The organism is Micromonospora sp. WMMD967 (genome assembly GCF_029626165.1).
Taxonomy (GTDB): Bacteria; Actinomycetota; Actinomycetes; order Mycobacteriales; family Micromonosporaceae; genus Micromonospora; species Micromonospora taraxaci.
In genome coordinates, this window is the sequence record NZ_JARUBK010000001.1 from 690,135 (window position 1) to 716,274 (window position 26,140).

The 26,140-nt window shown below is 71.4% G+C and carries 23 protein-coding genes; 6 read left to right on the top strand and 17 right to left on the bottom strand.

The genetic code is table 11. The annotated features are described in order from the left end of the window. The first annotated feature begins 60 nt into the window (after positions 1-60). Both radA and disA read left to right on the top strand, forming a co-directional pair. On the top strand, positions 61-1,518 hold the full coding sequence (gene radA / locus O7631_RS03330; RefSeq protein WP_278142967.1) for a DNA repair protein RadA: 1,458 nt from the start codon (positions 61-63) through the stop codon (positions 1,516-1,518). Positions 1,519-1,650: 132 nt separating this feature from the next. Next, positions 1,651-2,835, top strand: a complete 1,185-nt coding sequence (gene disA, locus O7631_RS03335) for a DNA integrity scanning diadenylate cyclase DisA (protein WP_269682056.1) — start codon at positions 1,651-1,653, stop codon at positions 2,833-2,835. Between the two features lie 47 nt (positions 2,836-2,882). Here disA and O7631_RS03340 read toward each other — a convergent pair whose 3' ends face one another. From O7631_RS03340 to O7631_RS03350, 3 genes are all read right to left on the bottom strand, one after another. After that, a complete protein-coding gene (locus O7631_RS03340) occupies positions 2,883-3,608 on the bottom strand; it encodes a hypothetical protein (RefSeq protein ID WP_278142968.1) in 726 nt (241 codons plus the stop codon). 118 nt (positions 3,609-3,726) lie between these two features. Further along, positions 3,727-4,281 carry a peptide deformylase gene (locus O7631_RS03345; protein WP_278147825.1) on the bottom strand — a complete coding sequence of 185 codons (555 nt, stop codon included), beginning with the start codon at positions 4,279-4,281 and terminating at the stop codon, positions 3,727-3,729. 14 nt (positions 4,282-4,295) lie between these two features. Next, complete coding sequence (locus O7631_RS03350) at positions 4,296-4,808, bottom strand: ACT domain-containing protein (protein ID WP_278142969.1); 513 nt, start codon at positions 4,806-4,808, stop codon at positions 4,296-4,298. Between the two features lie 96 nt (positions 4,809-4,904). On the opposite strand from O7631_RS03350, the gene O7631_RS03355 reads away from it, so the two are divergent. Beyond that, entirely contained in the window at positions 4,905-5,816 is a 912-nt protein-coding gene (locus O7631_RS03355; RefSeq protein WP_278142970.1) for an A/G-specific adenine glycosylase, read from the top strand. A gap of 429 nt (positions 5,817-6,245) precedes the next feature. Here the strand turns inward: O7631_RS03355 and O7631_RS03360 are convergent, their stop codons facing one another. From O7631_RS03360 to lysS, 3 genes are all read right to left on the bottom strand, one after another. Continuing rightward, positions 6,246-8,789, bottom strand: coding sequence for an ATP-dependent Clp protease ATP-binding subunit (locus O7631_RS03360; protein WP_145778617.1), 2,544 nt, complete (start codon positions 8,787-8,789; stop codon positions 6,246-6,248). Between the two features lie 536 nt (positions 8,790-9,325). Beyond that, positions 9,326-9,670, bottom strand: coding sequence for an Lsr2 family protein (locus O7631_RS03365; protein ID WP_347403492.1), 345 nt, complete (start codon positions 9,668-9,670; stop codon positions 9,326-9,328). 112 nt (positions 9,671-9,782) lie between these two features. Further along, positions 9,783-11,291, bottom strand: a complete 1,509-nt coding sequence (gene lysS / locus O7631_RS03370) for a lysine--tRNA ligase (RefSeq protein WP_278142972.1) — start codon at positions 11,289-11,291, stop codon at positions 9,783-9,785. Positions 11,292-11,381: 90 nt separating this feature from the next. On the opposite strand from lysS, the gene O7631_RS03375 reads away from it, so the two are divergent. Next, on the top strand, positions 11,382-12,122 hold the full coding sequence (locus O7631_RS03375; protein WP_278142973.1) for a class I SAM-dependent methyltransferase: 741 nt from the start codon (positions 11,382-11,384) through the stop codon (positions 12,120-12,122). Between the two features lie 93 nt (positions 12,123-12,215). Here O7631_RS03375 and O7631_RS03380 read toward each other — a convergent pair whose 3' ends face one another. From O7631_RS03380 to O7631_RS03410, 7 genes are all read right to left on the bottom strand, one after another. Then, complete coding sequence (locus tag O7631_RS03380; RefSeq protein ID WP_088987307.1) at positions 12,216-12,974, bottom strand: type III pantothenate kinase; 759 nt, start codon at positions 12,972-12,974, stop codon at positions 12,216-12,218. 17 nt (positions 12,975-12,991) lie between these two features. Further along, positions 12,992-13,888 (bottom strand): carboxylating nicotinate-nucleotide diphosphorylase, encoded by an 897-nt coding sequence (nadC, locus tag O7631_RS03385; RefSeq protein ID WP_278147826.1) that lies wholly within the window; start codon positions 13,886-13,888, stop codon positions 12,992-12,994. Between the two features lie 112 nt (positions 13,889-14,000). Continuing rightward, positions 14,001-15,698, bottom strand: a complete 1,698-nt coding sequence (locus O7631_RS03390) for an L-aspartate oxidase (RefSeq protein WP_278142974.1) — start codon at positions 15,696-15,698, stop codon at positions 14,001-14,003. Between the two features lie 108 nt (positions 15,699-15,806). Then, positions 15,807-16,703, bottom strand: coding sequence for a septum formation family protein (locus tag O7631_RS03395; protein WP_278142975.1), 897 nt, complete (start codon positions 16,701-16,703; stop codon positions 15,807-15,809). 95 nt (positions 16,704-16,798) lie between these two features. Then, entirely contained in the window at positions 16,799-17,227 is a 429-nt protein-coding gene (gene panD, locus O7631_RS03400; RefSeq protein WP_278142976.1) for an aspartate 1-decarboxylase, read from the bottom strand. Between the two features lie 49 nt (positions 17,228-17,276). Continuing rightward, positions 17,277-18,125 (bottom strand): pantoate--beta-alanine ligase, encoded by an 849-nt coding sequence (gene panC, locus O7631_RS03405; RefSeq protein ID WP_278142977.1) that lies wholly within the window; start codon positions 18,123-18,125, stop codon positions 17,277-17,279. After that, entirely contained in the window at positions 18,122-19,087 is a 966-nt protein-coding gene (locus tag O7631_RS03410; protein ID WP_278142978.1) for a Rossmann-like and DUF2520 domain-containing protein, read from the bottom strand. The genes panC and O7631_RS03410 overlap by 4 nt, the downstream gene beginning before the upstream one ends. 222 nt (positions 19,088-19,309) lie before the next feature. Here O7631_RS03410 and O7631_RS03415 point away from each other — a divergent pair, with 222 nt between their 5' ends. Together O7631_RS03415 and O7631_RS03420 are read left to right on the top strand one after the other, a co-directional pair. Next, the gene (locus tag O7631_RS03415; RefSeq protein ID WP_278142979.1) at positions 19,310-20,572 is read left to right on the top strand and encodes an SAM-dependent methyltransferase; all 1,263 of its coding nucleotides are present in this window, start codon (positions 19,310-19,312) and stop codon (positions 20,570-20,572) included. Continuing rightward, a complete protein-coding gene (locus tag O7631_RS03420) occupies positions 20,569-21,756 on the top strand; it encodes an NADH-quinone oxidoreductase subunit D (protein WP_197699330.1) in 1,188 nt (395 codons plus the stop codon). Before O7631_RS03415 ends, O7631_RS03420 begins: the two co-directional genes overlap by 4 nt. An 18-nt stretch (positions 21,757-21,774) precedes the next feature. On the opposite strand, the gene O7631_RS03425 is transcribed toward O7631_RS03420, so the two are convergent. The 4 genes from O7631_RS03425 to O7631_RS03440 all read right to left on the bottom strand — a co-directional run bounded on the left by O7631_RS03425 (position 21,775) and on the right by O7631_RS03440 (position 26,138). Further along, entirely contained in the window at positions 21,775-23,394 is a 1,620-nt protein-coding gene (locus O7631_RS03425) for a hypothetical protein (protein WP_278142980.1), read from the bottom strand. 107 nt (positions 23,395-23,501) lie between these two features. Then, positions 23,502-24,506 (bottom strand): glycine betaine ABC transporter substrate-binding protein, encoded by a 1,005-nt coding sequence (locus O7631_RS03430; protein ID WP_278142981.1) that lies wholly within the window; start codon positions 24,504-24,506, stop codon positions 23,502-23,504. A gap of 208 nt (positions 24,507-24,714) precedes the next feature. Next, positions 24,715-25,455: an ABC transporter permease gene (locus tag O7631_RS03435; RefSeq protein ID WP_278142982.1), complete on the bottom strand. Its 741-nt coding sequence runs from the start codon at positions 25,453-25,455 to the stop codon at positions 24,715-24,717. Further along, positions 25,452-26,138, bottom strand: coding sequence for an ABC transporter permease (locus O7631_RS03440; RefSeq protein ID WP_145778602.1), 687 nt, complete (start codon positions 26,136-26,138; stop codon positions 25,452-25,454). The genes O7631_RS03435 and O7631_RS03440 overlap by 4 nt, the downstream gene beginning before the upstream one ends. Positions 26,139-26,140 lie beyond the last annotated feature (2 nt).

A 26,140-nucleotide genomic window follows, 5' to 3' on the forward strand; every position in this document is an offset into this window, starting at 1 on the left:
CCGGCGTGGTGACCACCACGCCGGGGTGTTTTCGTCGTACGCGAGGGCTAGCGTCCTGATGTGACCACCTCCCGATCGACCCCTCCGCGTGGCGGCGCGGCCGGTGCCACCCGTGGCCGGTCCAGCGCCCGCGAGCCGCGCCCGGCCTACGAGTGCGACGCCTGCGGGCACCAGCCGCCCAAGTGGGTGGGGCGTTGTCCGGAGTGCGGCGAGTGGGGTTCGGTGGTCGAGAGCACGATCACCGGCCCGACGGTCTCCGGCCGGGTGGTCAGTTCCCGGATGCCGTCCGAGCCGGCCCGACCGATCGCGACCATCAGCGCCGCTCCGGCCCGCGCCCGCCCCACCGGGGTGAGCGAGCTGGACCGGGTGCTCGGCGGCGGCCTGGTCCCCGGTGCCGTGGTGCTGCTCGCCGGCGAGCCCGGCGTGGGCAAGTCGACCCTGCTGCTGGACGTGGCCCAGCAGTGGGCGGTCGGCTCCGGCAGCCCCTCGCTGGTGGTCAGCGGAGAAGAGTCGGTCAGCCAGGTGCGCCTGCGCGCCGAGCGGATGGGCACGCTGCACGACCAGCTCTACCTCGCCGCCGAGAGCGACCTGGCCTCGGTGCTCGGTCACCTCGACGCGGTCAAGCCGGGCCTGCTGGTGCTCGACTCGGTGCAGACCATCTCGACCACCGGCACCGAGGGGGTGCCCGGCGGGGTGACCCAGGTCCGCGCGGTCACCGCCGCGCTGGTCTCGGTCGCCAAGGAGCGGGGCATCGCGACGGTGCTGGTCGGGCACGTCACGAAGGACGGCCAGGTAGCCGGGCCCCGGGTGCTGGAGCACCTCGTCGACGTGGTGCTGCACTTCGAAGGCGACAAGCACTCCTCGCTGCGCCTGGTGCGCGGCGTGAAGAACCGGTTCGGCGCGGCCGACGAGGTCGGCTGCTTCGAGATGCACGAGGGCGGCATCAGCAGCCTGGCCGACCCGTCCGGGTTGTTCCTGACCCGCTATGCAGAGCCGGTCCCGGGCACCTGCGTGACAGTGGCCATGGAGGGGCGACGAGCGCTGGTCACCGAGGTGCAGGCCCTGATCGGCGCAACGGTGGCCGGGTCGCCCCGACGCACCGTCTCCGGCCTCGACTCGGCCCGACTGGCGATGGTGCTCGCGGTGCTGCAACGGCGCACGGAGCGGCTGACGCTGCACGACCGGGAGGTCTTCGCCGCCACGGTGGGCGGCATCCGGGTGGTGGAGCCGGCCGCCGACCTGGCGGTCGCGTTGGCAGTCGCCTCCGGTGGCCTCAACCTGGCGATCGCTCCACACCTGGTGGCGATCGGTGAGGTGGGGTTGACCGGTGAGGTGCGCCGGGTCGGGGCGGTGCCGCGCCGGCTGGCCGAGGCGGCCCGGCTGGGGTTCAAGGTGGCCCTCGTTCCGCCCGGTTGTGGCCCGGCCAGCACCGACGCCGGCCCCGAGCAGATGCGGGTGACCGAGGTCACGGATGTCCGTTCGGCGCTGCAACATGCGGCCCGCGCGTCCGCCGAGTGACCCACCGTGCCGACGTGGGTGGCCATACCGGACAGCACGTCGCAAGAGGGAAACCGGTTGGAAGGGCCGCATCGTGACACATCACAGTAACCACGACAGCACCCACCGCACGGCAGTCCGTAGACTGTGCCCGTGCCGATCGACCGCGATACCACCAAGCCAGCCGGCGCGCCGCCCCAGGCCCGCACCGGCGCCGTGGGCTCGCCTGCCCGCCCGATCAGCGTGAGCGTGACCGCAGGCGCCGCCGGGAGTGCTGGAGACCCGTTGCGGGCCAACCTCGCCCTGATGGCCCCGGGCACGGCGTTGCGCGACGGCCTGGAGCGCATCCTGCGGGGTCGCACCGGTGCGCTGATCGTGCTCGGCTACGACAAGGTCGTCGAGGGTCTGTGCACCGGCGGCTTCCCGCTGGACGTGGAGTTCTCCGCGACCCGGGTCCGCGAGCTGTGCAAGATGGACGGCGCCGTGGTGCTCTCCAGCGACGGCACCCGGATCGTCCGGGCAGCCGTCCACCTGATGCCCGACCCGTCCATCCCGACGGAAGAGTCCGGCACCCGGCACCGCACCGCTGAGCGGGTGGCCCGGCAGACGGGTTACCCGGTCATCTCCGTCAGCCAGTCCATGCGGATCATCAGCCTCTACGTCAGCGGCCAGCGGCACGTGCTGGACGACTCGGCGGCCATCCTCTCCCGCGCCAACCAGGCGCTCGCCACCCTGGAGCGTTACAAGCTCCGCCTGGACGAGGTCTCCGGCACGCTCTCCGCACTGGAGATCGAGGATCTGGTCACCGTCCGGGACGCGGTGGCCGTGGTGCAGCGCCTGGAGATGGTTCGCCGCATCGCCGACGAGATCGCCGGTTACGTGGTGGAGTTGGGCACCGACGGCCGTCTGCTCGCCCTTCAACTCGACGAGCTGATGGCCGGCGTGGACGCCGACCGGACGCTCGTCATCCGGGACTACCTCCCGGTCGGCCGCAAGTCGCGCACGCTGGACGAGGCACTGGTCGAGCTGGACCTGCTCGGCGCCACCGAGTTGATCGACCTGGTGTCGGTCGCCAAGGCGATCGGCTACCCGGCCGCGTCCGACGCGCTGGACGCGGCGGTCAGCCCGCGCGGCTTCCGACTGCTGGCCAAGGTGCCCCGGCTGCCGGTGGCGGTGGTCGACCGCCTGGTGGTGCACTTCGGCAGCCTCCAGCGGCTGCTGGGCGCGACGGTGGAGGACCTGCAGGCCGTCGAGGGGGTCGGCGACGCCCGGGCCCGAGGCGTGCGTGAGGGTCTGTCCCGGCTCGCCGAGGCGTCCATCCTGGAACGCTACGTCTGACCCGGTAACGCCACCTGCGGCCCGGCGACGCTACGTCCGACCCGGGCTCAGCCGGTGACGGTGAGCTTCGTGGGTGAACTGAGCTTCGTGCCCACCCGGGCGAACACCTGGTACGACCCGGCGGGCGGGAACGGCCCGGCTGCCAACCCGCTGCCGTCGCACCGGCTGGTGTCCCGGCCGTTCCAGGCCACCTGGTAGGAGCGTTCGAAGTTCGGCGTGAAGGACTGCACGTCCGCACCCTGCGCCTTACCGCAGGTGTCCGACGACCAGATCTTCTCCGCACCGGACTTGACGAAGATCTCCTGCGCCTCGGCGCCGACGTTCCGGCTGCACGTCCGGTCCGACGTGTTCTTGATCTTGAGTTGCAGGTCGACCAACGCCCCCCGCTGGACGGTGGTCGGGCTCGCCACCGAGACGACGCTGATCTCGTCGTTGGTGCAGGTGCCGTCGTCCGCCGAGCCGGCTGCCGCGCCCAGCGCGGGGTCGTTGCTGGTGATCGCCGGGCTCGGGTTCGTGGGAGCCGAATCGGCGCCGGACGTGGACGGCGACGGCGCCCCGGTCTGCGGTGTCAACACCGGCCCGTTGGGATCAGACGTCGCGGACGACGACGTCGTCGACGGCGACCCTCCCGCCTTCGGATCCTGACCGCCGGAACGACCCGACTGGCTGCAGGAATAAAGCAGGACAATCAGGAAGAGAAGCCCCGCTCCGAGTACGACGACGCGACGCCGCCAGTACACGGCGGGTGGCAGGGGGCCGACCGTCAGACGCATGATGCCCCCCACCGTAGTCGCGCTCCGCCCGCCAGCACTGTACGACGCGCCGGAACCGCCCCCGTGCGCGCGTACGAACCTCCATTGAGGACGGAGGGGCGGACGGTCCGGCAGCCGATCAGAGGTAGACCTTCCGCTGGTAGACGGCGTGCGCACCCGCCACCCGATCAAGGAAGAGCAGCCCCGCACAATGGTCGATCTCGTGCTGCAACGCCCGGGCCTCGAACCCGTCGGTCACCAACCGGACCTGCTCACCCGTGCCCGGTAGATCGCCCTCCACCACCAGCCGACTGGCCCGCTTCACGTCCCCGGTCAGGTCCGGCACCGACATGCACCCCTCCCGGCCCGGCTTCCAACGAGTCGCCTCGACCACGCGGGCGTTGCAGAGCACGAACGTGCCATGCACAGTGACCGCCTTCGGGTGCCCCGTCACGTCGACAGCGAACACCCGAGCACCCACACCGATCTGCGGGGCGGCCAGCCCGACACAGCCCGGCGACACCCGCATCGTCGCCACCAGGTCGGCCGCGAGCTGGACCGTCTCCTTCGCTGTCGGATCGACCTCCTCGGCGGCCCGACTCAACACCGGGTGCGGGGCCGACACCACCGGCCGCACCTCACCCGACACGACCAACGACTCAGGCGTCCAGCCGCCCAGACCGACATCCGGCACGCTCTCCCCGCCGGTCACAACAGATCCGGGTCCGCCGGCCGGAGCGTGACCTCCACGCCCAACTCACCAGCCGTCCGATGCAGCCGGTCCACAAGCGTGTCGGCCACCCCGGCCGGCAACTCCACCTCGGCCAACACCACGTAGAGCGAACCAGCCAACCGCGTACTCAGGTCCGTCACGTTCCCACCGGCGTCGACGAGCACCCGCGTCATCGCCGCGACGATGCCCATCCGGTCCGAACCGTGCACCGCCATCACATACGGCTCACCCGCCGGAGGCACGTCGCCGTCCGGCGTGACCGCGCGTACCGTCGCCAACAGCTGACCCTCGGCGGCCAGCGGCGCCAACGCGGCCTCGACCTCCTCCGCGCCTGGTCCGGTGCAGATGAGGGTCATCGCGAAATGCCCCCGCAGCCGCGTCATCGTGCTGTCGGTGAGGTTGGCGCCCAGTCCGGCCAGCACCTCGGCGACGTCGGCCACGATGCCCGGCCGGTCCCGACCGATGACGGTGATCGCGAGCTCGTTCATCCGCGCATTCTCTCCGATCCGACGAACACCGTCGTGGCACCCCGCCCGAGCCGCCCATCCACCGGGATCGCGGAGCGTGACATCATCGACGACGCCATGACTCAACCCGATTTCGCCACACTGGTCAGCCGATGGTTTCAGCAGCACGCCCGCAAGCTGCCGTGGCGTGAACCCGACGTCACCCCGTGGGCCATCCTGGTCAGCGAGGTCATGCTCCAGCAGACGCCCGTCGTCCGAGTCGTACCAGCCTGGCAGGCGTGGCTGGCCCGCTGGCCGGACCCGGCGGCGCTGGCCGCCGACACCCAGGCCGAGGCGATCCGGATGTGGGGACGCCTCGGCTACCCCCGTCGGGCGGTCCGGCTGCGCGACTGCGCCGTCGCCATCGTGGACCGGCACGGCGGCCAGGTACCGGACCGGTTGGAGCAACTGCTGGCACTGCCCGGCGTCGGCACCTACACGGCGCGGGCGGTGGCCGCTTTCGCGTACGGGCAGCGGCACCCGGTGGTCGACACCAACGTACGTCGTGTGGTCAGCCGAGCGGTGGCCGGTGAGCCGGACGCCGGACCCGTCACCCGACCCGCCGACCTGGTCGCCGCCGAAGAACTCCTACCGGCGGAACCGGCCACGGCGGCACTCGCCAGCGCCGCATTCATGGAGCTGGGCGCGGTGATCTGCACGGCCCGATCGCCGCGCTGCACAGCCTGCCCGGTCGAATCGATCTGCGCGTGGCGGGCCTCCGGCCAGGAGGCACCAGCCGGGCCAACCCGCCGACCCCAGCGGTACGCGGGCACCGACCGGCAGGTCCGCGGCCTGCTGCTGGGGTTGCTGCGGGAGTCCACCGAACCCGTCCCGCACCAGCGGTTGGACCAGGTCTGGACCGACGACGTCCAGCGCGCCCGCGCCCTCGCCGGACTGGTTCAGGACGGCCTCGTCGAAGCAGCTGGCGCCGACAGCTTCCGCCTCGTCGGCGACGGTCCGTCCCACCCCACCGCCGACCTCACCACCTGACCGCCGCACCCCGCACACGCCCTTTGTCCTGCCGCGCCCAGCCCAGGCTCACCCTGACCTGGCCAGCCGCCTCAAGATCGTGCTCGATCCTGGATGTAGTGGCCTCACTCGCGCCGGAGGCCACTACATCCAGGATGTAGCGCGATCTTGCGGTCGCCAAGGCCCCCACAGGACACCAAGGCCGCCCGACCCACGCCGCCCACGTCGCTGCGCACGCAACATCAGGGAAGTTGCTGCCTCCGGACGCTGTGAGGCAGCACTATCCCCGATGTTGCGTAGATCTTGCGGTGGAGGAGACCGCGCGGCGCACGGGCGGGGCGGGCCGGGCACCGGTGGGGCCGGGGCTCCGGCGCGACCCGTGCGAACGGCGAAAAGGCGGGGCCCCGGTGGCTCATGCCACCGGGGCCCCGCCCCTTGCTACTGGTCGTGCTACTCGTCGGCACCCGCTGCCGCGGTGCCGGCGGCGGTGCCACCGAGGTCGGCCGGAACAGCGTCCGGAACCTCGACCGGCTTCTCCGCACCCCGGAAGACGAGCTTGGACTTGTCGATGTCGTTCGGGTCGCCCTCGCAGTCCACCACGACGATCTGGCCCGGGGTCAGCTCGTTGAACAGGATCCGCTCGGAGAGGTTGTCCTCGATGTCGCGCTGGATCGTGCGACGAAGCGGACGGGCACCGAGCACCGGGTCGAAGCCCTTCGCCGCCAGGTACTTCTTGGCGTTGTCGGTCAGCTCCAGACCCATGTCCTTGTTGCGGAGCTGGCCCTCGATCCGCTGGATCATGATGTCCACGATCGAGAGGATCTCGGTCTGGCGCAGCTGGTGGAAGACGATGGTGTCGTCGATCCGGTTGAGGAACTCAGGCCGGAAGTGCTGCTTGAGCTCGTCGTTGACCTTCTGCTTCATCCGGTCGTAGTTCGACTCGGAGTCCTCCGAGGCCTGGAAGCCCAGCGACACCGCCTTGGCGACGTCACGGGTGCCCAGGTTGGTGGTCAGGATGATGACCGTGTTCTTGAAGTCCACGATCCGACCCTGACCGTCGGTGAGCCGACCGTCTTCGAGGATCTGCAGGAGCGTGTTGAACACGTCCGGATGAGCCTTCTCGATCTCGTCGAAGAGGACCACCGAGAACGGCCGACGCCGCACCTTCTCGGTCAGCTGCCCGCCCTCGTCGTAGCCGACGTAGCCGGGAGGGGCACCCACGAGCCGGGAGACCGTGTAGCGGTCGTGGAACTCGGACATGTCCAGCTGGATGAGGGCATCCTCGCTGCCGAAGAGGAACTCGGCGAGCGCCTTGGACAGCTCAGTCTTACCGACACCGGACGGGCCGGCGAAGATGAACGAGCCCGACGGGCGCTTTGGGTCCTTCAGGCCGGCCCGGGTACGCCGGATCGCCTTCGAGACCGCCTTGACCGCGTCCTCCTGGCCGATGACGCGCTTGTGCAGCTCGTCCTCCATGCGCAGCAGGCGCGAGGTCTCCTCCTCGGTCAGCTTGTAGACCGGGATGCCGGTCCAGTTGCCGAGCACCTCGGCGATCTGCTCGTCGTCGACCTCGCTGACGACGTCCAGGTCACCGGCCTTCCACTCCTTCTCCCGCTGAGCCTTCTGGCCGAGGAGCTGCTTCTCCTTGTCACGCAGCTGGGCGGCGCGCTCGAAGTCCTGAGCGTCGATCGCGGACTCCTTGTCGCGACGCACCTGGGCGATGCGCTCGTCGAAGTCACGCAGGTCTGGCGGCGCGGTCATCCGCCGGATCCGCATCCGGGCACCGGCCTCGTCGATCAGGTCGATCGCCTTGTCCGGAAGGAAGCGGTCGGAGATGTACCTGTCGGCCAGAGTTGCGGCCGCGACGAGAGCGGCGTCGGTGATGCTCACGCGGTGGTGCGCCTCGTAGCGGTCGCGCAGGCCCTTGAGGATCTCGATGGTGTGCGCCAGCGAGGGCTCACCCACCTGGATCGGCTGGAAGCGGCGCTCGAGAGCGGCGTCCTTCTCCAGGTGCTTGCGGTATTCGTCGAGGGTGGTGGCACCGATGGTCTGCAGCTCACCACGGGCCAGCATCGGCTTGAGGATGCTGGCGGCGTCGATCGCGCCCTCGGCGGCACCCGCACCCACCAGGGTGTGGATCTCGTCGATGAACAGGATGATGTCGCCGCGGGTGCGGATCTCCTTGAGCACCTTCTTGAGGCGCTCCTCGAAGTCACCGCGGTAGCGGGAGCCGGCGACCAGCGCACCCAGGTCGAGCGTGTAGAGCTGCTTGTCCTTCAGAGTCTCGGGCACCTCGCCCTTGATGATCTTCTGGGACAGCCCCTCCACCACGGCGGTCTTACCGACGCCGGGCTCACCGATCAGGACCGGGTTGTTCTTGGTACGGCGGGAGAGCACCTGCATGACCCGCTCGATTTCCTTCTCGCGCCCGATGACCGGGTCGAGCTTGCCCTCGCGGGCGGCCTGGGTCAGGTTGCGGCCGAACTGGTCCAGCACCAGGCTGGTCGACGGCGCGGCCTCACCCGGCGCGGCGCCCGCGGCGGCGGGCTCCTTGCCCTGGTAGCCGGAGAGCAGCTGGATCACCTGCTGGCGGACCCGGTTGAGGTCGGCGCCGAGCTTGACCAGCACCTGGGCGGCGACGCCCTCGCCCTCACGGATCAGCCCGAGCAGGATGTGCTCGGTGCCGATGTAGTTGTGGCCGAGCTGCAGCGCCTCGCGCAGCGACAGCTCCAGCACCTTCTTGGCCCGCGGCGTGAACGGGATGTGCCCGCTCGGCGCCTGCTGGCCCTGGCCGATGATCTCCTCGACCTGCTGGCGGACGCCCTCAAGGGAGATGCCGAGGCTCTCCAGGGCCTTTGCCGCGACGCCTTCACCTTCGTGGATCAGGCCCAGCAGGATGTGTTCCGTACCGATGTAGTTGTGGTTGAGCATCCGGGCCTCTTCTTGGGCCAGGACGACAACCCGTCGCGCTCGGTCGGTGAACCGCTCGAACATGCCCTCGTGCTCCTCACGTGCCGTGCGCCTTGATGGTCAAGATCTTGGCGGGGCCGGTGCACGAACGTCCGGGACGGGCGTCCGTGCCTCCTTACTCTATCGTCGCCGACCGACTCAGCTGAGGTCGTGTGTCTCTGCTCTGGGTCGGTTCCACGTCGTTTTGGACAACCGTCCGCGCTCAGGAGGTGTTCCGGTAGTCCTGTCGCTACGCGCAGAGCGAAATCCGACGGGCGCCACAGGCGCCCGATTCGGGCCCCGAAGGCGCTTCCGGGGGCTCGGAGAGGGCGGCCCGGGACGCGCGACGAACGCCGCGTCCGGCCTCTTGGACGTTGTCCACAGGTTGTGGATAGCTGTTCCACTGGTTGTGGACAACGTCGCCGGGTCACGAAAGCTTCCCGCCCGCCCGCTGCCGCCCGGCCGTCACCTGCCGGTGCCGGGAAGGAGCGATCGGATACGGCGACGCCGGCCCGGAGAGGTGCTCCGGCCCGGCGTCGGTGTCGCCTGCGGTGGCTGCTCGCCACCTGGTTACTGACTGGTCAGCGCTTGGCGTGGTACTCGTCGACGATCTCCTGGGGGATACGACCCCGGTCCGAGATGTCCTTGCCGTACTTCTTGGCCCACTCCCGGATCGCCTTGTTCTGCTCCCGGTCGGCGGTCGCGCCACCCCGACCGCGGGCGGCACGCCCACCGATCACGACGCCACCACGGCCGACCTTGGTGCCGGCACCCACGTACGAGGCAAAAGCATCGCGCAATTTAGCGGCGTTGGCCTTCGACAGGTCGATCTCGTACTGAACGCCGTCGAGGGCGAACTTGACGGTCTCGTCAGCGTCCCCGCCGTCCAGGTCATCGACCAGCTTGTGAATGATCTGCTTGGCCACGTCCCACATTCCTTTCGAGCAGGGTGCTCCTGCTTAACGAGAGCACAATAACCCGTAAGCCGCTTCCGGCGTCAATAGGATGCCGTTACGGCTCGGCGCGAGCCGGGCACGACTACTCGGGGCGGACCAACGGGAAGAGGATCGTTTCCCGAATTCCCAGCCCGGTCAGGGCCATCAACAGGCGGTCGATTCCCATTCCCATACCGCCGGCCGGGGGCATTCCATACTCCATCGCCCGGAGAAAGTCCTCGTCGAGACGCATCGCCTCGTCGTCGCCACGGGCCGCCAGCTGCGCCTGGGCCACCAGCCGCTCGCGCTGCACGATCGGGTCGACCAGCTCGGAGTATCCGGTGCCCAGCTCGAAACCGAGCACGTAGAGGTCCCACTTCTCGGCCAGACCCGGCTCGCTGCGGTGGGCTCGGGTGAGCGGGCTGGTCTCCTCCGGGTAGTCCCGCACGAAGGTGGGCGCCTGGAGGCTGGGCACGACCAGTTCCTCGAACAGTTCCTCGGCCAGCTTGCCGGGCCCCCACTTCGGGTCGACGGCCAATCCCACCTTGTCCGCGTACTCCACCAGGCGGGTCCGGTCGGTGCGGACCGTGACCTCCTCGCCGAGCGCTTCGGAAAGCACACCGAACAGCGTCACGGATCGCCACTCGCCGCCCAGGTCGAACTCCCGCCCGTCGGCGTGGGTCACCACCGTCGAACCGCTCACGGCGATCGCCGCCTGTTGCACGAGATTACGGGTCAGCGCGCCGATCGTGTCGTAGTCCCCGTACGCCTGGTACGTCTCCAGCATCGCGAACTCCGGCGAGTGCGAAGAGTCGACACCCTCATTACGGAAGTTGCGGTTGATCTCGAAGACTCGGTCGACGCCACCAACGACGGCGCGCTTGAGAAACAGTTCCGGCGCGATTCGCAGATACAGATCGGTGTTCAACGCATTGCTGTGGGTCACGAACGGTCGGGCCGTCGCACCACCATGAAGCAGTTGCAACATCGGCGTTTCCACCTCGATGAAGCCCTGCCCGTGCAGTGAATCGCGCAGACTGCGTACGGTGGCCGCGCGGGTGCGCACCATCTCCCGTGCCTGCGGCCGGACGATCAGGTCGACGTAACGCTGCCGGACGCGCGCCTCCTCGGAGAGCGGCTTGTGGGCCACCGGCAGCGGGCGCAGCGCCTTGGCGGTCATCTCCCACTGCTGCGCCAGCACCGACAGCTCACCGCGGCGGCTGGTGATCACCTCGCCGGTGACGCCGACGTGGTCACCGAGGTCGACCAGGCGCTTCCACGCCTCCAGCCGCTCCGGCCCGACCCGGTCCAGGGAGAGCATCGCCTGCAACTCGGTGCCGTCGCCGTCCCGGAGGGTCGCGAAGCAGAGCTTGCCGGTGTTGCGCACGAAAATCACCCGACCGGTGACAGCGACCTGGTCACCGGTCGCGGTGTCGGTCGGCAGGTCGGCGTAGCGCTCCCGGACCTGCGCCAGCGTGGCCGTACGGGAGAAACCGACCGGGTAAGGCTCGATGCCGTCGGCGAGCATCCGGTCCCGCTTCTCCCGGCGGACCTTCATCTGCTCGGGAAGGTCGTCGGCGGGGTCCACTGGCACGGCGTTCTGCTCGCTCACGGCACGCTTCCTCAACGAAGGATTGTCGGCGGGGTCAGGCCCGAGCGTACTCAAGCCCTCATCGGGTCGTTAACGGATAACCTGCGCGGCATGGCGGATCACACTCAGGCCCTCTCGTTCGGCGCGGCCGCAGCCGAGTACGACCGGTTCCGACCCCGTTACCCGGATTGGGCCGTGCGGTGGGCGTTGGACGGGTTGGGGAGCGCCGCGCGGGTCGTCGACCTGGGCGCGGGCACCGGCATCCTCACCCGCGGGGTGCTCGCCCTGGGCCACGAGGTGACCCCCGTGGAACCGGACCCCGACATGCGCGCCCAGCTGGCGGCCGCCACCCCGGGGCTGACGGCGCTGGCCGGCGGCGCGGAGTCTCTGCCGCTACCCGACGGAGTCGCGGACGCCCTGTTGGTGGGGCAGGCGTACCACTGGTTCGACCGGGAGTTGGCGCACGCCGAGATCGCCCGGGTGCTGCGGCCAGGTGGGACGTTCGCCCCGATCTGGAACATCCGGGACGAACGGGTCAGCTGGGTCGCCGACCTGGGCCGGATCGCGCACCTGGGGGACAACGCCGGCAACGTGATCGAGAAGTACCCCAACTTCGGCCCGGCGTTCGAGCCGATCGAGCTGGGCGAGTTCCCCCACCACACCACGCTCACGCCCGACGACATCGTGGCGATGCTGCACACCCGCTCGTACTGGCTCACCGCCCCGACCGATCGGCGGGCGAGGATCGACCGGGAGCTGCGGGAGCTCCTGGCCAGCCACCCCGACCTGAGCGGCCGGGAGACCGTCGAGCTGCCGTACCGCACGATCGTCCTGCGCGCCCGGCGGCGCTGACCGGGCCGGGCGACCGCCGACCGGCCTGGCGACCTCTGACGGGGCCCGGCGGCGCTGACACCCCGCACGGACCCGCCGCCGACCACGCCCGGGTCACCTGTTGCGCTCGTAGACCATCCGCAGGCCGATCAGAGTGATCATCGGTTCGTGGTGGGTGATGCTGCGGCACTCGTTGATCACCAGGGAGGCGAGGCCGCCGGTGGCGATCACCGCCCGCACCTCGCCCAACTCCTCGGTCATCCGCTCGACGATCCGGTCCACCTGTCCGGCGAAGCCGAAGTACAGGCCAGCCTGGAGGCATTCCACGGTGTTCTTGCCGATCACCGACCGGGGCTTGGTGGCCTCGACCTTGCGCAGCTGCGCGGCCCGGGCGGCCAACGCGTCGAACGAGATCTCAATGCCCGGGGCGAACGCGCCGCCGAGGAACTCGCCGCGCTCGCTGATCACGTCGAAGTTGGTGGTGGTGCCGAAGTCCACGACGATCGACGGCCCGCCGTAGAGGGTGTACGCGGCCAGGGTGTTCACCACCCGATCGGAACCCACCTCCTTCGGGTTGTCGATCGCCAACTGCACACCGGTGCGCACACCCGGCTCGACCACGACACTCGGCAGGTCCGCGTAGTAGCGGCTCAACATGGTGCGCAGCGACCGCAGCGCCGCCGGCACCGTGGAGCAGGCGGCCACCCCGGTGATCTCGACGTTGTCCCCGGCGAGCAGGCCCCGGAACATCAGGCCCAGCTCGTCCGCCGTCGAGCGGGCATCGGTCTTGATTCGCCAGGAGTGCACCAGCTTGTCGCCGTCGAAGGTCGCCAGCACGGTGTTGGTGTTTCCGATGTCGATGCAGAGCAGCACCCACGCAGCCTAGACAACTACTCGATACGCAGGTCCAGCGCGATGTCCAGGATCGGCGACGAGTGGGTCAGCGCGCCCACCGAGAGGAAGTCGACGCCGGTGGCCGCGTACCGACCCGCCACCTCCAGGGTCAGCCCGCCGGTCGCCTCCAACTCGGCCCGGTCACCCACCGCCGTGACCGTCTCGGCCAACACCTCGGGCGTCATGTTGTCGCAGAGCAGGAAGTCCGCACCGGCCTCCACGGCCTCCACCGCCTCGTCGACAGTGGTCACCTCGACCTGCACCGGCACCTCCGGGAACGCCTCCCGGACCCGCCGGTAGGCAGCCGTGATGCTCCCGGCCGCCAACTTGTGGTTGTCCTTGATCATGGCGACGTCGTAGAGGCCCATCCGCTTGTTGGTGCCCCCACCGGCCCGTACCGCGTACTTCTCCAACGCCCGCAGCCCCGGCGTCGTCTTACGGGTGTCCAGCACCATCGCCTTCGTGCCGGCCAGGGCGTCCGCCCAGGCGCGCGTGTGCGTCGCCACCCCGGACATCCGGCAGAGCAGGTTGAGCGCCGTCCGCTCGGCGGTCAGCAGCAACCGGGTCGGGCCGGTCACCGTCGCCAGCACCGCGCCGCGCGCCACCCGCTCCCCGTCCCGGGCCAGCACCGACACCTCGACGGTACGACCGAAGCCCGTCACCTCGCCCACCAGCTCGAACACGGCCGCGGCCACAGCCATCCCGGCCAGCACCCCGTCCGCGCGGGCCACCAGATCGGCGGTGTCGGTCTGTTCCGCCCCGATGGTGGCCACGCTGGTGACGTCGAGGAATTCCGGACCCAGATCCTCGACCAGCGCGGTCTCGATCACCTGCCGCACCTGGGCCGGGTCCAAACCAGCCGCACGCAACGCAGCCTCCGTCGACTCCGTCAGTGCCGTCTCCGCTCGCGACTGCGGGGCTCGCAACACCGGCTCACTCCTCGCGCTCACTGTGCCGCCTCTGTTCGCGACTGCGGGGCTCGCAACACCGGCTCACTCCTCGCGCTCACTGTGCCTTCCCCTCCCATTGCTGCGTCACCCGGCCCTGCGCCCCGACCGACCCGACCAGGTGGCCCAGCCACCGCTCGTCGGCCGTCGGGAAGTCCTCCCGCCAGTGGCAACCCCGCGTCTCACCACGTGCGTACGCGGCAGCCACCAGCGTCGACGCCACCGTGAGCAGGTTCGTCGCCTCCCAGTCGGCGGTCCGCGGCCGGCCCCGGGCAGCGCCCAGCTCGGTGAGCGTTCCGGCCGTACCGGCCAGCGTCGTCGCGGACCGGAGCACGCCGGCACCGCGGGTCATCGACCGTTGCAGGGTCGGCGTCACCTCGGCGGGCAGCACCCAACCCGCGCCGCCGCGCCAGGCACCGGTGTCGGCCGGCTGTACCTGCTCGGGCAGGCCGGCCGCGATGTCCTCGGCGATCCGCCGGGAGAAGACCAGGCCCTCCAGCAGCGAGTTGCTGGCCAGCCGGTTCGCGCCGTGCACGCCCGTGCAGGCCACCTCGCCGCACGCGTACAGGCCGGGGATGGAGGTGCGACCCCGCAGGTCGGTGCGGACACCGCCGGAGGCGTAGTGGGCGGCGGGCGCCACCGGGATCAGGTCGGTCGCCGGGTCCACGCCGATCGCCAGGCACGACGCCACGATCGTGGGGAACCGTCCGGCCAGGAAGTCCCCGCCCAGGTGGCGTGCGTCGAGGAAGACGTGGTCCGCGCCGGACGCCAGCAGCACGCGGTGGATGCCCTTGGCCACCACGTCCCGGGGTGCCAGTTCGGCCAACTCGTGCTGGCCGACCATGAACCGCTTGCCGTCGGAGTCCACCAGGTACGCGCCCTCGCCCCGCAGCGCCTCCGAGACCAACGGCTGCTGCGCGTGCCCGGCACCGGGGACTCCCTCGCCGGACGGGGTGATCAGTGCCGTCGGGTGGAACTGGACGAACTCCACGTCGGTCACCGCCGCGCCGGCCCGCAGCGCCAGTGCCACCCCGTCCCCGGTGGAGACCGCCGGGTTTGTGGTGGCTGAGAAGATCTGTCCCATCCCCCCGGTGGCGAGCACCACCGCCCGGGCCAGCAACGCCCCGACGCCGTCCTCGCTGCCCTCGCCGAGCACGTGCAGGGTGATGCCGCAGGCCGGGCCGAGCCCGTCCGGGCCGTCCCCGGGCGCGCGCAGCAGGTCCAGCACCAGGGCGTGCTCGAACAACCGGATCCACGGGTCGCGCTGCACGGCGGCGTGCAGAGCCCGCTGCACCTCCGCGCCGGTCGCGTCCCCGCCCGCGTGCACGATCCGGTCCGCCCGGTGTCCGCCCTCACGGGTCAGCATCAGGGATCCGTCCGGATGACGATCGAACTCGGCGCCGATGCGGATCAATTCGCGCAGCCGGGTGGGGCCCTCCTCGACCAGCACCTGGACCGCCGCCGGATCGCAGAGCCCGACCCCGGCGATCTCGGTGTCCCGGGCATGCGCCGCCGGAGTGTCCGTCGGGTCCAGCACGGCGGCGATGCCGCCCTGCGCCCACCTGGTCGAACCGTCGTCGATGTTGACCTTGGTGACCACCGTGACGTGCAGGCCCGCCTCGCGCAGGTGCAGCGCCGCTGTCAGCCCGGCAACCCCGGAACCCACCACGATCACGTCGGTGGTCTCCACCCAGCCGGGAGCGGGCGCGGCCAGCAACGTGGGCAGGGCCGGCAGGTCGACGGTCGGAACGTCCATCCTCCCAGTCAACCCGAACGATCCTCGCCCGGGGCGGCGGGGGCGGGACGAGTGTTTTCGGCTACCCCGTCCGCCGCCGTCCGCGTCGCGCCGGCCGGGGGCTCACTGTCACTTCGTCCGGACCGGAAGGCCGGCCGGGCCCGCGCCCTTCAGCGAGGCGGTCACCGTACGGTTGCTGAGCCACAGGTAGCAGCGCACGCCCCGGTCACCGACCTTCCACCGCCCCGCCCCCGGTGGACGGACCACCACACCACTGCGGAAGCGCAGGTCGGCGTCGTCCGGCACGCCCGCGTACCGACTGAGGGCGCTGCGGCACCCGGTGTAGAGGGGCGCCCAGTCGGCGTCCCGGGCCGGGTACGGCATGTCCGGCGCACGCCACACCCCGACGAACTCGGCGTCATGCTGCCGGGCACACTCCACCGGCACCAGCGTCTGCACACCCCGGCCGGCCGCCACGCGGGTCTGCTGGCAACCGAGCCGCAGCCCGGACTGCCCCTTCAACGCATCGCGCAGGCTGCCGGACCGGACCACCACGGTGGCCCCCGCCTCGGTGGTCGTCAACTCGGTCAGGTCGCACCGGAACCAGCGGGAACCCGCACCCCAGCCCGGGCCGGACGGCAGAGCCACGGAAAGACGCAGCCGACCCGCCCGCCAGTCGTCGCCCACGTAGCCGGTCGCCCGGGTGTCGCACTCGGCGAACGCGCCCCGCAACTCGGCCGACCCGCTAGCCGGGGCGCTCGCCCGTTCGGCGGGAAACGCCCCCACGTGCACGGTCTCCAGCCGGTGCGGGCCGGCGCAGTCCACCGGCTCGTAACTGGCGAGGGTGACCACCTCGGTGAAGTCGGCGGCCTGGCACACACCGGCAGACGGGGTGAACGCCGACGGTGGCGGCAACGCCGCCCAGTCGTCGGTCAGGTCAGCGTCCAGGCCACCGGAGCCGGCGCAGCCAACCAGCAACAACGCTGCCCCGGCAGCGACGATCACTGTCGTCATGGCACGGCGCATCGCGGCCTCCCCCAGCCACCGACCGGCTTACGCCAGTACCCCAGGGTAACCGCTAATGACCTTCCGGTAACAGACCGGAATCGCCTCGCAGGGGATCAGACAGCGGACACCGCCAGTGGGCTCGGCACCGGGTCACCGACCATGCCGGATGCCACGGCGGCCACGTCCGCGCCCAACTCGATCACCCGGTTGTCGGCGTCCACGTGCACCACCCGCGGGCGGTACGACCGGGCCTCGGCATCGTCCATCTGCCCGTACGAGATGAGGATGACCAGGTCACCGGGGTGCACGAGGTGCGCGGCGGCACCGTTGATGCCGATCACGCCGCTGCCCCGCTCGCCCGGGATCACGTACGTCTCCAGCCGGGCGCCGTTCGTGATGTCCACGATCGCCACCTGCTCACCGGGGAGCAGGTCGGCGGCGTCGAGCAGATCCTCGTCCACCGTCACGGAACCGACGTAGTGCAGGTCGGCCTGGGTCACCGTGGCGCGGTGGATCTTCGACTTGAGCATGGTCCGCAACATCAGGGTGGCCTTTCACAAGGTTGGTGGAGGTCGGTGCGGTGCGGCCGCGTCAGGGGCGCGGGGCGAGGTGGACGGCCGCGTTGTCGATCAACCGGGTGGCGCCCACCCAGGCGGCGATCACCAGCCGGGCCGGCCCGGACACCGGCCCCGGCTCCAACTCGGGGTCGGTGAGCACCAGGTAGTCGAGGCGGGCCCCAGGCGTACCGGTGCCGAACGCGGCGTGCGCCGCGGTCAGCACCGCGCCCGCGTCCCGACCGTCGTCGGCGGCCCGCGCACCGGCCCGTAACGCGGCGGACAGGCTCAGCGCGGCGGCCCGCTCCGGCTCGCTCAGGTAGCGGTTACGGCTCGACAACGCCAGCCCGTCCGGCTCCCGGACGGTCGGCACGCCAACCACCTCCACCGGCACGTCCAGGTCCCGGGTCATCCGCCGGACCAGGGTCAGCTGCTGGTAGTCCTTCTCGCCGAAGAACGCCAGGTCCGGCCGGGTGAGCTGGAGCAACTTCAACACCACTGTGAGTACTCCGTGGAAGAAGCCGGGGCGGCTCGCGCCCTCCAGCTCCGCGCCGAGCGGACCCGGATCGAGGCGTACGCGGGGTTGGCCGTCCGGATACATGTCGGTCACCGACGGGGCGAAGACCAGGTCGGCCCCCGCCCGGCGGCACACCTCCAGATCAGCGTCGAGGGTGCGCGGGTACCTGTCGAAGTCCTCGTTCGGCCCGAACTGCAACGGGTTCACGAAGATCGTCACCAGCACGTGGTCGGCCTGTTCCCGGGCCGCGCGCAGCAACGTCTCGTGCCCGGAGTGCAGCGCGCCCATGGTCATCACCACCCCGACCGTGCCCTTCAGGGCGGCCCGGGCCTCGGCGAGTTCGGCGCGCGTGTGCACGACCTGCGTCATAGCGACACCTCCCGACCGCGGTCGGCCAGCACGCCGAGCAGCGACTGCGCGTCCACCGGCCGCAGCCGGCCGGCGGCGATCGCCCGGTCGGCGGTACGCCGGGCCAACGCCAGGTACGCGGGAACGGACTCCGGGGCGGTGGCGGCCAGCCGGGCCAGATGCCGCTCGACGGTGCCCGCGTCGCCCCGGGAGACCGGCCCGGTCAGGGCGTCGTCGCCCAGGCGCAGGGCGTTCTCCAGGGCGGCCCGCAGCAGCGGAGCGAGCACCTTCTCCGGCCGGTCCACCCCGGCGTCGCGTAGCCGGTCGGTCGCCTCGTTGACCAGGGTCACCAGGTGGTTAGCGCCGTGAGCCAGCGCGGCGTGGTAGAGCGGGCGGTCCGACTCGGCCACCCACTCGGGCACGCCGCCCAGGTCGGTCACCAGTCGGGCGGCCAGTGGGCGCAGCTGGGCAGGGGCGGTCACCCCGTACGAGATGCCGGCCAGCCGGGCCAGGTCGTCCGGCGTACCGGTGAAGGTCATCGCGGGGTGCAGGGCGAGCGGTTGGGCGCCCACCTCGGTGGCCGGCGCCAGCACGGCGAGGCCGTGCGCGCCGGAGGTGTGCGCGACCACCTGACCGGGACGCAACGCACCCCGATCGGCGAGGTCGGCCACCACGGCGGCCAACGCGTCGTCCGGCACCGCGATCAGCAGCAGGTCGACGGCGGCGTGCGCAACGGCGGCGACCGGACGGCGTGGCACCTCGGGCAGCAGCAGTGCCAGCCGGGCACGGCTCGCCCCGGAGCCGCCGGCGACGGCGACCACCCGGTGCCCGGCGGCGGCGAGTGCGGCACCCAGGACGGCTCCGACCCGACCGGCTCCGATGACACCGACGGTCAGTAGGCGGGGGGCGCCGAGAACGGCGCGATCCCGCGAGACGGCAGGCCCGTGCGGGGCGGCCGGACGCGGGCGCAGCGGTGCGCTCATGACGATGATCCAGTCCTCGAGAAGGGGTACCGGTCGATCGCAAGTATGCGCCCGGCCCGCCGAACCAGGACAAGCATGTGTGAAAACCTTCACCACCGAAATAAGGGTCCCCTGCGCCATCGTGATCAGGTGATGAAAGATAGGGGCCGGGATCGGTTTCGACCTACTTCTCATCACCTGATCACCGCGCACCCCTCTGCCCTCTGGACTCGGAGCTGACAGATGCCGATCGCCTGGCGGGACGCGATGAGCCAGGCCCTCTACGGGCCGGACGGTTTCTTCGTCGCCGGCAGCGGGCCGGCCGATCACTTCCGAACCAGCGTGCACGCCTCCCCGGCCTTCGCCAGCGCGCTGCTACGCCTGATTGTCGAGGTGGACACCGCCCTCGGACACCCCTACCGACTCGACGTGGTCGACGTGGGCGCTGGGCGTGGAGAGCTGCTGCGGGCTCTCGTCGGACTCGTGGTGGGGGTTTCCGGGGAGCCCGCCCACTCCGGGCGGTCAGGCTTGATCCCTGCGTGGTCGGGCTCCCCGGAAACCCTGACTCCTGCGGCCTCCGTCCGCCGGTCGCCGGACGATCCGTCGTCGGGCACCGTTCGCCGGTCGCTTGCGGAACGGGTCCGCTTCACCGCTGTCGAGTACGCCGACCGCCCCGGGAACCTGCCCGAAGAGATCAGCTGGACCGATGCGATCCCCGAGGGCATCACCGGACTGTTGATCGCCACCGAGTGGCTGGACAACGTCCCACTCGACGTGGCCGTCCACACCGAAGACGGCTGGCGATACGTGCTCGTCGACCCTGAGAACGGCGGGGAGACCATCGGCGAGTCGGTGACCCCCGACGACCTCGACTGGCTGACGACGTGGTGGCCCCACCCCACGAGCCCAGCCAGAGCGGCCCGGGGTCTGACCTCACCAGACGCGACAAGCGCAAGCGAGTCGGGTTTCCGGGCAGCCCGGCCGGCGCAGGGATCAAGCCTGACCGCCCGGAGCCGGCCGGGCTGCCCGGAAACCCCCCACAGCAACCGCGCGGAAATAGGGAGGACCCGGGACGAGGCCTGGGCCACCGCAGTAGGGCGGATCGACCGAGGGCTCGCGGTGGCGGTCGACTACGGGCACCTGAGCGCCGACCGACCGGTGGACGGGACGTTGACCGGGTACCGGGGTGGGCGGCAGGTGCCTCCGGTTCCGGACGGGTCGACTGACGTGACAGCGCACGTGGCCATGGACTCGGTCGCCTCCGCCGGCGCGGAGGTCGCCGGGTGTGCGTACTCCCTGGTCTCGCAGTCCGAGGCGCTGCGGGCGCTCGGGGCCGACGGCGGCCGACCGCCGCTCAGCCTGGCCGGCAGTGACCCGGCGGGGTACGTGCGGGCGCTGGCCGCGGCGTCGGCGGTGGCCGAGCTAACCGACCCGGCCGGGCTCGGCGGGCACTGGTGGTTGCGCCAACCGGTCGGCATCCCGCCCGGCCCGGCCGTGGCACGATGACGGGCATGACCACCGACGCCGGGGCCCTCCGCGAACTGACCGTCGGCACCGGGGCCGGCCTGGTCGCCGGCACCGGCGACCAGCAGCTCGGCACCGACATGGTGCTGAACATCGGCCCGCAGCACCCCTCGACGCACGGTGTGCTGCGGCTGAAGCTGGTGCTCGACGGCGAGCGGGTCGTCGCCTGCGAACCGATCGTCGGTTACATGCACCGGGGCGCGGAGAAGCTGTTCGAGGTACGCGACTACCGGCAGATCATCGTCTTGGCCAACCGGCACGACTGGCTCTCGGCGTTCTCCAACGAGCTGGGTGTGGTGCTCGCCGTGGAACGCCTGATGGGCATGGAGGTGCCGGAGCGCGCCACCTGGCTGCGGATGGCCCTCGCGGAGCTGAACCGGGTGCTCAACCACCTGATGTTCCTCGGCTCGTACCCGTTGGAGATCGGGGCGATCACGCCGATCTTCTACGCCTTCCGGGAGCGGGAAACCATCCAGGCGGTGATGGAGGAGGTCTCCGGCGGCCGGATCCACTACATGTTCAACCGGGTGGGCGGCCTGAAGGAGGAGGTGCCCTACGGCTGGACCGGTCGGGCCCGCGCGGCGATCGGTGAGGTACGACGGCGGCTGCCCGACCTGGACCACCTGATCCGCCGCAACGAGATCTTCCTGGCCCGGACCGTGGGTGTGGGCGTGCTGTCCGCCGCGGACGCCGCCGCGTTCGGGGCGTCCGGGCCGGTGGCCCGCGCCTCCGGGCTCGACCTGGACCTGCGCCGCGACGACCCCTACCTGGCGTACGACGAACTGGACGTGCCGGTGGTCACCCGCACCGCCGGGGACTGCCACGCGCGCTTCGAGGTGCTGCTCGACCAGGTGTACGCGTCACTGGACCTCGCCGAGCAGTGCCTCGACCGGGTGGACCAGTTGACCGGGCCGATCAACACACGGCTGCCGAAGGTGCTCAAGGCACCGGAGGGGCACACGTACGCCTGGACGGAGAACCCGCTCGGCATCAACGGCTACTACCTGGTGTCCCGGGGTGAGAAGACACCGTGGCGGTTGAAGCTGCGCACGGCCTCGTACGCGAACGTGCAGGCGCTGGCCACCCTGCTCCCCGGCTGCCTGGTCCCGGACCTGATCGCGATTCTCGGCTCGATGTTCTTCGTCGTCGGGGACATCGACAAGTGACGGGGACCGCCTGACCGGTCAGCGCCAGCGCTCGGGCGGGGCACCCCCGGCACGCGGCACGTCGTCCTGCGGCGGGTAGCCGTAGCGCTCGTCGACCCGACGGCGACCGGGCCGCTCCGGGGAGGGTTCCGCCTGGTGGCCGCGCTGGCGCGGTGGGCGCCACTCGTCCGGCACCGGGACGCCGCCCTCCGGCAGCGCCGGTCGGCCCGCCGGCTCACCCCGCCAGCCACCGTCGCGATCGTGCCGGCGCGGCTCGTCGTAACCACGCGGCTCCTCGTGCCGGCGGGGCTCCTCTTGCCGGCGCGGCTCGTAACCGCGCGGGTCCTCGTGCCGGCGCGATTCGTCGTAACCGCGCGGGTCCTCGTGCCGGACGGCCGCCCAGCGGTCGGCCATCCGGTATTCGGTACCGCTGGCGTCGGCGTGCACCTCGGCCCGGCGCTCGCCGACCCGCAGCTCACGGCCGTTCTCGTCGTCGCGGACGGCGGCCCACCGGTCACCGGCCCGCAACTGCGACCAGTACTCACCGGTGTCGTCTGCCCGCAGCGGCGGCCCGGACTGCGGCGCGGCACCGCTCGCCCGGTCACGCTGCTCCGACCAACCGCGATCGTCCGGGCTGTCCCAGGAGCGCGAGGCGGGCCCCTCCGGCGTGCGATGCGACCGGGCCGCAGCAGGCTCGTCGGCTTGGGCGTACGCGTCGCGCGGATCGGTCCACTCCGGCTCGTCAGGGCCGCCCGTCCAGCCCGACCCCTCCTCCTCGAAGTCCGGCGTGCGCCGCTCGGCGCCCCGGCTCCACTCCTGCGCCGGCGGAGTCCACTGCCCGGCGTACCCGCCGCCGCCGTAGCGCCCCGCGCGCTCCGGGTGCCCGCCGTCCACCACCGTGTGCCGGGTGGTGACGTGCACGGTCTCGGTGTGCCGGACGACGCCCGCCGACCGGTGTCCGGGGTCGGGGCGATCGTGCTCCCGGGGGCGGGCGGAGCCGTACGCCGTGCCGGTCGACCGGTCCGCGCCGTACATCCCGGCGGCGGCCGGCGGTTCGGCGGCCTCCCTCGGGTACGCCGACTCGTCGGGGGCCACCCGCTCGGGGCGAGCCCGTCGGGACGCGACGTCCGGGGCGGAGACCCGTACGCGGCCCGCTGGCGCGTCACCCGGCGCCTGGACCCGGCTGCGGGCCACCGGCACCTCGTCCACGGGCGGCTCACCGGCCGGCACCCGCGCCCGCCCGGCACCCGCCGGATCGGCGGCGGAAACGGCACCGGCGAGGGCGGCACCGCTGGCGTCGAGCCGCCGGCGGATCGCGCCGATCCCCTCCTGAGCGCGTTGTGCCTGGTCAAGTGCCTGGTTACCGCGCTGGGCGGCGGCCACGATCTCGGCGCGCAACTCCCGGCGGAGTTCCTCGATCTCTTCCAGCAACTCGTCGGCCCGCGCCGAGGCGCCCTCCGCGTCGGGGCGCAGCGCGATCGAGAGACCGATCAGCACCACAGCGACGATGGCTAGCACCGCGGCGAAGCGCAGCGGGCCGTTGCCGTCGGCGACCAGCAGGATCAGTGCCGCCACCGGCGCCAGGGCGACGCCCGCCCAGAAGAGCATGGTCAGCAGCGGTGGTTGACGCCGGGTGTCAGAGGTGGCCGGGGCTGGCATGGATGTGCAGCCTACCGAGGAGATCCGCCGGAGGGAACGGGGTCCCGGACGCGCGGACGCCCCCGCCCGATCAGGGCGGGGGCGTCCTCAGCACCTCGGGACAACGCTCAACTCGTCGCGAACGCGCCGTCCGACGAGAAGATCAGACCCACGCTGATCGAGCCGTCGCGCAGACCGCTCTTGGTCAGCGGCCCGCCCTGGTCCAGAGAGGAGAACTTGCCCACCGACAGCCCGTACGTCTTTTCCAGGCCCGGCTTGCAGAACGGGCGCTGCTCGCACTCCGGCGGGCCACCCAGCACCGTCGCGCTGCCCGAGCACTTCGCGGCGAACTCGGACAGGGTCCGCACGCCGTACTTGTCGGCGAAGGCCTGGGTCACCGCGAAGGCGTTCTGGTCCTGCGCGGCGGCCGGGGCACCGAAGGTGATGCCCACCTTGTCGCCCTCGGCCTTGAGCGCGGTCACCGTCGTGTTGATGTCGGGTGAGGAGACCGGCTGGGCGTTCGGACCGTTGGCCTTGGTGTTGAGGAACTCGGCCATCGTCGCCGCGTACTCCGGGACGACCTGGACCTCGCCCTTCTCCAGCGCCGGCTCGTACAGCTCCCGGTTGCCGATCTGCTGCACCTTGACCTGGTAGCCGGCGGCGGTGAGCGCGATCCGGTACAACTCGCCCAGAATCTGGCTCTCGGCGAAGTTGCCGGCACCCACCGTGATGTCGCCGCCCGGGCCCTTGGCGATGCCCGCGGTGAGGTTGTTGGCCGTCGCGAACTCCTCGGCCGCCACCTTCGGGGTCTTACGCTCGTCGTTCACGGCCTTGTTGAGCTGGATCAGCTTCGGGGTGTCCAGCGTCGCGGAGACCTTGTCCAGTGCGGCGATCAGCTGCGGGTTGGCGGCCTTGCTGTTGACCGCCGGGATGACGTTGTCGGAGTTCTGGAGCTTCTTGTCGTCCTGCAGTGCGATGAGCTGCTGGCCGGCGACCGGGGCGCAACCGGCGCCGGAGGCGCTGGTCTGCGGTGCGTCGGTGCCGGACGAGCCCGCGCCACCGCAGCCGGTGAGGAGTGCCGCCCCGGCGACGGCGCTGACCGCGCCGATGGCCAGACGTGTACGTGCGCGCATGTGCCCGCCTTCCGTGTCCCGGCGCGGCCCGTACCGGGCCGGCCGCGTGTCCGACGGGCGATCCTGGCTGTCGGCCGCCCGCGAATATCCACCCAACATGGTCCGGAAGCGACCGACAACCTGAGGTGGACTTCGTCACCGCATCGTCACCGATCGGCCCACCACTGGCCGCCGGCTCGACGCGGGCTCACCCGGACGGGTCAGCGGGTCAGGCGCGTCCGGTGGCGTCGGCCGGCCGGGGCCGCGCCGCGCCCTGCCGCCCGCGCCGCAGTGGACGTGGGGTGACCAGCCGTTCCACGCCACCCAGGACGACCTCGGCCAGCAGCGCCAGGCCGGCCACCAGCACACCGCCGGCGACGATCTGCCCGCCGCCGGCCGCGATACCGATGCCGAAGCCGGTCCGGATGATCTGACCGAGACCACCACCGTTGACGAAGGACGCCAACGCCGCCGTCGCGATCACCTGCACCGCGGCCGTCCGGAAGCCGGCCGCCAGGTAGGGCACCGCGAGCGGCAGCTCGACACGACGCAGCAGCTGCCCGCCGGACAGGCCCATCCCCCGGGCCGCGTCGCGGGTCTCCGGGTCGACCTGTCGCACCCCGGTGTACGCGTTGGCGAGCAGCGGCGGTACGGCGAAGACGGCCAGCGCCACCACGACCGGCGTACGCCCGAAGCCGCTGGCGAAGACCACCGGCAGGATGGTCAGCAGCGCCAGGGTGGGGATCGCCAGTGTGGCGTTCGACACCAGCACCACCAGACCGCCGCCCCGACCGAGGTGCCCGAGCCAGAGGCCGAGCGGCCAGGCCACCAGGCAGCCGAGCGCCACCGCGAGGGCGGAAATCGTCAGGTGCTCGCCGAGGCGGTCCAGCATGCCCCCGGGGTTGGTCCAGTTCAGCGGGTCGTTGATCCAGACGATGGCCTGGCTGATCGGGTTCGCCGCGACGGTCACCGTGCCCTCCGGGTGGACCAGGGGGTCACCAGTCGGGCGACCAGGACGAGCAGCAGGTCGAGCACGACCGCGAGTGCCACACAGAGCAGCGCGGCGGTCATGATCTCGGCCTTGTAGAGGTTGTTCTGGAAGCCCGCGAAGATCAACTGCCCGAGACCGCCGTGCCCGACCAGCACCCCGACCGTGACCAACGCCACCGTCGAGACGGTCGCCAGCCGGACGCCGGTCACGATGCCCGGCAGGGCCAGTGGCAGGTCGATCCGGAACAGCCGACCCCACCGGCCGTAGCCCATGCCCTCGGCGGCCTCGCCGACCTCCGGAGGCACCTGGTTGAGCCCGGCCACCATGTTGCGCACGATCAGCAACAACGCGTAGAGGACGAGCCCCACCAGCACCGTCGTCGTACCGGTGCCCAGGTAGGGGGCGATGAACGCGAAGAGCGCCAACGACGGGATGGTGTAGACGACCCCGCTGACCGCGAGGATCGGCCCGGCGAGTGGACGGAACCAGTACGCGAGGACCGACAGCGGCAGGGCGATCAGCACCGCGATCAACACCGCGCGCCCGGTGAGGGAGGCGTGTTCGCGCACGGCGGCGAGGATCGTGTCAGAGTTGTCCCGCACGTACTGCCAGGAGAACCAGGGGTTACCCGGGTCGGCCCGGTAGCTCAGGCGGAAGGACATAC